General features: G+C 77.5%; 1 protein-coding gene. It reads left to right on the top strand.

Features of this window, described 5'->3' with window-relative positions; translation table 11 throughout:
* Window positions 1-6,619: non-ribosomal peptide synthetase (locus JNW98_RS31240; RefSeq protein WP_223771670.1), on the top strand; the 6,619-nt coding region annotated here is incomplete at both ends.

Genomic DNA, 6,619 nt, shown 5'->3' with positions numbered 1-6,619 from the left:
CTGCTCGCGGTGCTGCGGACCGGCGCGGCCTACGCGCCGCTGGACCTCGACCACCCGCCGGCCCGGCTCGCCGCCGTCCTGGAGGACGTCCGGCCCGTCGCGGTCCTCACCGCCGGACCCGCGCCCGTCGCACTGCCGGCGGAGCTGAAAGTCGTCGACGTCCTCGCCCTGCGGGCCGACGGCACGGGCGCGGCCCCGGCCGGTCCCGGCCCCGACGACCTGGCCTACGTCATCCACACCTCGGGCTCGACCGGCCGCCCCAAGGGCGTCGCCGTCGCCCACCGGGCCGCCGTCAACCGGCTGTTGTGGACCCAGGACCGGTTCGGGCTGGGCCCGGGCGACCGGGTGCTGCAGAAGACCAGCTGCGCGTTCGACGTCTCGGTCTGGGAGTTCTTCTGGCCCCTGATCAGCGGGGCGGCGCTGGTGCTGCCGGCCCCCGGCGCGCAGCGGGACCCGGCGCGGGTCGCCGCGGCGATCGACGAGGCGGGCATCACGACCGCCCACTTCGTCCCGTCGATGCTCGTCGCCTATCTCGGCGAGCCGGCCGCCGCCCGGCCGCGCGCGCTGCGGCGGATCCTGTGCAGCGGCGAGGCCCTGCCGACCGAGGCGGCGCGGCGGGCCGAGGAGGTCACCGGCGCGGAGGTCTTCAACCTCTACGGCCCGACCGAGGCCGCGATCGACGTGAGCTGGTGGCCGCTGCGCGACGGCGCGCCGGGCGCCACGGTGCCGATCGGCCGCGCCGTCTGGAACACCCGGCTGGACGTACTCGACCCCTGGGGGGCGCCGGTACCGCCCGGCGAGCCCGGCGAGCTGTACATCGCCGGGGACCAGCTGGCCGTCGGCTACCTCGGGCGGCCGGACCTCACCGCCGAGCGCTTCCCGGAGGACCCGGTGGCGGGCCGGCGCTACCGCACCGGCGACCTCGTGCGGCGGCTGCCCACGGGCGCCCTGGAGTTCCTCGGGCGCCTGGACCACCAGGTCAAGATCCGGGGCTTCCGGGTCGAACCGGGCGAGATCGAGGCCGTGCTGACCGAGCATCCGGAGGTCGCCGCGGCGGTGGTCGGCACCCGTGACGACCGCGCGGGCGGACCCCGGCTCGTCGCCTGGGTCGTACCCTCCCCGGCGGGGAAGGACGGGGAAGACGGGGTCGAGGCCCGCGCCCGGCGCTGGCACGACCACCTCGCCGCGCGCCTGCCCGAGCACATGGTCCCCACGGCCGTCGTCCCCCTCACCGAGCTCCCCACCACCGCCAACGGCAAGCTCGACCGGGACGCCCTCCCCGAGCCGCCGGAGCCCACGGCCGCCGCGCGGGAGCCCGACGGCCCCGAGGAGCGGGCGCTCACCGAGATCCTCGCCGAGGTGCTGGGGATCGAACGGATCGGGCCGGACGACGACTTCTTCGCCGCCGGCGGCCACTCGCTCACCGCCGCCCGCGCCGCCACGATGATCCGCGCCCGGTTCGGTGTCGAGATCGGCGTGGCCGACGTGTTCGCCGCCCGCTGCGCGGCGGGCCTCGCCGCCCGGCTGGCCACCGCACCGCCCGCGCGCACCCCCCTGCGCCCGGCCGACCGGCCCGAGCGCCTGCCGCTGTCGCCGGCCCAGCGGGGCCTGTGGTTCCTGGACCGGCTCGACGACGGGCCGACGTACAACATCCCGCTGGTGCTCCCCCTGCCGAACCGCGTGGACGCCGACGCGCTCGCCGCCGCGCTGGGTGACGTCGTCGCCCGCCACGAGAGCCTGCGCACGGTCTTCCCGGCCGCGGCCGGCGTGCCGTACCAGGAGGTCCGCGAACCGGCGGCCGTGCCGCTGCACGTCGTCGACTGCCCCGCCGAGGAGATCGGCGCGCACGTCGGGGCCGCCGCGCGGCGGCGGCTGGACATCACCCGGGAGCCGGGCCTGCGGGCCGGCCTGTACGGACCGGCGGACGGCGGGCGCACGCTCGTCCTGCTGCTGCACCACCTGGTCGCCGACGGCTGGTCGCTGCGGCCGCTGGCCGAGGACCTCACCTCGGCGTACGCGGCACGCGCCGCCGGCCGGGCACCCGAACTCGCCTCGCTCCCGGTGCAGTTCGCGGACTATGTGCTCTGGCAGCACGACCGTCTCGACCCGGCCGGCGCCGCCGCCCGACGTGACGAGAAGTTCTGGAGCACCGCGCTGCGGGGGCTGCCGGAGGAGACCGCGCTGCCGTTCGACCGCCCGCGGCCCGCCCGTCCGACCGGCCGGGGCGGCGCCGTCGACCTGGCCGTCGATCCGGAGGCCCACGCGGCCCTGCGGGAGCTGGCGCGGGCGCACGGCGTCAGCCTGTTCACGGTGCTGCACGCGGGCGTCGCCGCCCTGCTCACCGGCCTCGGCGCCGGTACGGACCTCGCGATCGGCACCCCGGTCGCCGGGCGGCACGACCAGGCGCTCGACGACGTGGTGGGGCTGGTGACCAACACCGTCGTCCTGCGCACCGACACCTCCGGCTCGCTGGCCGTCGCCGAGCTGCTGGCCCGCGTCCAGGAGGCCGACCGGGCCGCGTGGGCGCACGAGGACCTGCCGTTCGAGCAGGTGGTGGAGCTGGTCAACCCGCCGCGCGTGCCGGGGCGTCATCCGCTGTTCACGGTGATGCTGGCACTGCAGAACAACGCCGCCGCCGCGGTGTCGCTGGGCGGCCCGCCGGTGCCGCTGCGCCCCAGCGCGACGGATACCGCGAAGTTCGACCTGTTCTTCGACATCACCGAGCACGTCGGGGACGACGGCTCGGCACCCGGCGGTCTGACCTGTCACGTCGAGTTCGCCCGCGACCTGTTCGAGCCGGACACCGCGCGCCTGCTCGCCGAGGGTCTGGTCGCCGTCCTCGCCCGGGCCGCGGCCGACCCGGGGGCGCGCCTGGACGACCTCGTCCCGGACGGCCTGCTCGCCGGGCGGGACAGCGCCCCTGAGGCGCTGTCCGACGACGCGGCACTGGAGAGCCGTGTGCGTGCCCTGTCCGCCGTCGCGGACGTCGCGGTCACCCGGCCCTCCGACGGCGGCCCGGTCGTGTGGGTCGTCCCCGCGCGACCGGGCGCGGACGACGACGCGCGCCGGCTCCTCGCGGAGGAGGGCGGCGACGGGACGCCCCGCGTGACGGCCGTGACCGTCCTCCCGCGTACCGCCGCCGGTGACCTCGACGTGGCCGCCCTGCACCGGCTGCCGGTCGTCGACGACACCGCCGCCGACGGCTGGCGCGCCGCACTCGCGGCCGTGCCCGGCGTACGGGCGGCGGCGGCCGGACGCGAGGACGTCCCCGAGGAGTTGGAAGCCCTCCGGCCGGCGACCCGCCCGCGTACCGCGGCGGCCACCGCCGGGCCGGCCGCCGTTCACGGAGCAGGCCGCGCGCTGTCGCTCTCCGAAGGCCCGCCGCTGCCCCCGGCGGCGGTCGACGGCTGGCCCGAGGCCCTGCGCCGCGCCGCGACGGGCGGCGACCACGCCGAGATCGTCCACGTGCGCGCGGACGGCACCGAGAGCCGGCGCTCGTACGCCTCGCTGATCGAGGAGGCCGACCGGGTCCTGGGCGGGCTGCGGGCCCTGGGCCTGCGCGCCGGCGACCAGGTGGTCCTCCAGTGCGACGACACCGAGGACTTCGTGGCCGCGCTCTGGGGCGCCATCGCCGCCGGGGTCACCGTCGTTCCGCTCACCGTTCCGCCCACGTACGCCACCGACTCCGCGGCCGTGAACAAGCTCGACGGCGTCTGGCGCATGCTGGGTCGGCCGGTCGTCGTCACCTCCGCGGACCGTGCCGACGGCCTGGCGGAGCTCGCGGCCCGCCGGGAGTGGCCGGACCCCCGCGTCGTGACCGTGGACGCCCTGCGCGCGGCCGCCCCGGACCGCGACTGGCATCAGGCACGCCCCGACGACCTGCTGCTCATGCTGCTCACCTCGGGCAGCACGGGACTTCCGAAGGCGGTGCGGCTGACGCACGGCAACGTGCTGAGCCGGGCCGTCGCCGCGGCGGCGGCCAACTCCCTGACCGAGCACGACGTCTCGCTGAACTGGATCCCGCTCGACCACGTCACCGGCGTCGTGATGTTCCATCTCCGCGACGTCTACCTCGGCGCCCGGCAGGTGCACGCCCCGACGGGCTGGGTGCTGGAGGACCCGCTGCGCTGGTGGGAGCTGGCTGACCGGTGGCGCGTCAGCGTCACGTGGGCGCCGAACTTCGCCTTCGGCCTCGTCGCCGAGCAGGCCGGCCGGCTCGCCGGCCGGGAGTGGGACCTCTCCCCCGTACGGCTGATCATGAATGCGGGCGAGGTCGTCGTCGGTGCGACCAACCGCCGGTTCCTGCAGGCCCTGGCGCCGCACGGGCTGCCGTCCGACGTGATGCACCCCGGCTGGGGCATGTCCGAGACGTGCTCGGTGGTCACGGACACGGTGCTCGACCCGCAGCCGCCGTCCGGCGGCGACGAGACCTTCGTCAGCTGCGGGCGGCCGTACCCCGGGTTCGCCATGCGCGTGGTCGACGAGGAATTGCGTCTGCTGCCGGAGGGCGAGGTCGGCCGCTTCCAGGTCCGCGGCGCCTCGGTGACGTCCGGCTACCACGACAACGCGGCGGCCAACGCCGAGGCGTTCACCGCCGACGGCTGGTTCGACACCGGCGACCTGGCGTTCCTGCGCGACGGCGAGCTGTACATCACCGGGCGCGCCAAGGACGTCATCATCGTCAACGGCGTCAACCACTTCAGCCACGAGATAGAGGCGTGCGTCGAGGAACTGCCGGTGGTGGTGCGCTCGTTCACCGCGGCGGTCGCGGTCCGCACGGACGCCTCCGCCGCCACCGACCAGCTCGCGCTGTTCGCGCACCTGGCCCCCGGGCACGACACCGGGGAGGCCGCGGCGGCCGCGCTGCGGGCGATCCGGGGCAAGGTGGCCCGCGAGGTCGGCGTGGCGCCCGCGCACGTGCTGCCCGTCGAGACGGCGGTGATCCCGAAGACCGAGATCGGCAAGATCCAGCGGACGCAGCTGCGCAAGCGGTTCGAGGCCGGTGAGTTCGACGCGGTGGCGCGCGCCGCCGAGGTGCTGCTCGGGACGGCGGCGACGGTTCCGCACTGGTTCCTGCGTCCCGTCTGGTCGCCGGTGGCGCGCCCGGCCACCGCTCCCCCGGCCGGCACGTCCGTGCTGATCGTGGCGGCGGGGCCGCGGGGTGCGCTGGTCGCCGAGCGGCTCGCCGCCCTGGTGCGCCGGGAGGGCGGACGCGCCACGACGGCGGTGGCCGGGCCGGGCTTCGGGCGGCGGGACGCGGCCCGGTACACGGTCCGTCCCGACGAGGCGTCGGACTTCACGGCGCTGCTCGACCGGCTGGCGGCCGACGACCGCCGCCCGGACCGCGTCGTGCACCTCGGGCCGCTGGAGCCGTCCGGCCGCGACCTGGACGCCGGCGGGGTGCTCGACGCCCAGCGGTCCGGCGCCGCGTCGGTCCTGGCCCTGGACCGGGCGCTGGCCGCCCCGGACCACGCGGGCCACGCCGTCGACCTGCGGTGCGTCACCGGCGGGGACCTGCCGCACGCGACCCTCGCCGGACTCCTGCCCTCGCTGCGGGACGAGCGTCCTGGCCTGTCCGCGGGCACGCTGGCCGTGCCGGGCGACGGGGAGCCGGACGACGTGGCGGCGCTGATCGCCGCGGAACTCGCGGTCGCTCCGGCCGACGCCGAGGTGTGCCGGCGGGACGGCGGGCGCCGGGTGCGCCGGCTGGTCCCCGTACCGGTGCCCGAGTCGGTCGCCGTCCCCGCCTACGGCGACGGTGTCGTCCTGGTGACGGGCGGGCTGGGCGGCGTCGCGGCCCACCTCGCCGAGCACCTGCTCACCACCGAGCCCGGGGTACGGCTGCTCCTGGTCGGCCGCACCCCGCTGCCGGCCCCGGACGCCGGAGACCCGGCTCCGGACGACCCGCGCGCCCGGGCCGCCGCGGTGCTGCGGCGGCTGCGCGAACTCGGGGAGGTCCGCTACGCGGCCGTCGACGTCACCGACGAGGCGGCGCTGGACGCGGCCGTGGCCGCCGCGACGGACGCCTGGTCGACCCCGCTGACCGGGATCCTCCACCTCGCCGGGACGATCGAACGGCGGGCGGCGGCCGACCTCGACCCGGCGGCCTGGCGCGCGGCGATCGCGGCCAAGGTGGGCGGGGCGTGCGTCCTGGACCGGCTCGCGGCCCGGCATCCGGTCCGGTCGTTCGTCTCCTTCTCCTCGGTCAACGGCACCTTCGGGGCCGCGTTCGGCGCCCCCTACGCGGCGGCGTGCGCCTTCCTCGACGCGCTGGCGGTCCGTCAGCGGGCGCGGGGGCTGGACGCCCAGTCGCTGGCGTGGAGCAGCTGGCGGGACACGGGGATGAGCGAGGGTGACGAGCTGGCGGCCCTCGGGGAGACGCGCGGCTACCGGGCGCTCGACGTGGAGTCGGCCCTGCGCTCGTTCGACCTCGCCCGCGGCCTCGACGAGCCGGTCGTGCTGATCGGCGCGGACCGGACGGCGGACGGCGTCCGGCGCCTGGTGGACGCGCCCGCCCGGCCGCGCCACCGGCTCGCCGCCCGCGTGGAGTTGGAGGAGGGCGCCGACCTCGGCGCGCTGTACGAGGCGGCCGTCGCCGCCGCGGCGCGCGCCTGCGGCG

This window comes from Streptomyces huiliensis (assembly GCF_020037025.1).
Classification (GTDB): domain Bacteria; phylum Actinomycetota; class Actinomycetes; order Streptomycetales; family Streptomycetaceae; genus Streptomyces; species Streptomyces huiliensis.
The sequence above is the reverse complement of the archived record's forward strand: the minus strand, read 5'-3'. Positions and strand labels throughout refer to the sequence as shown.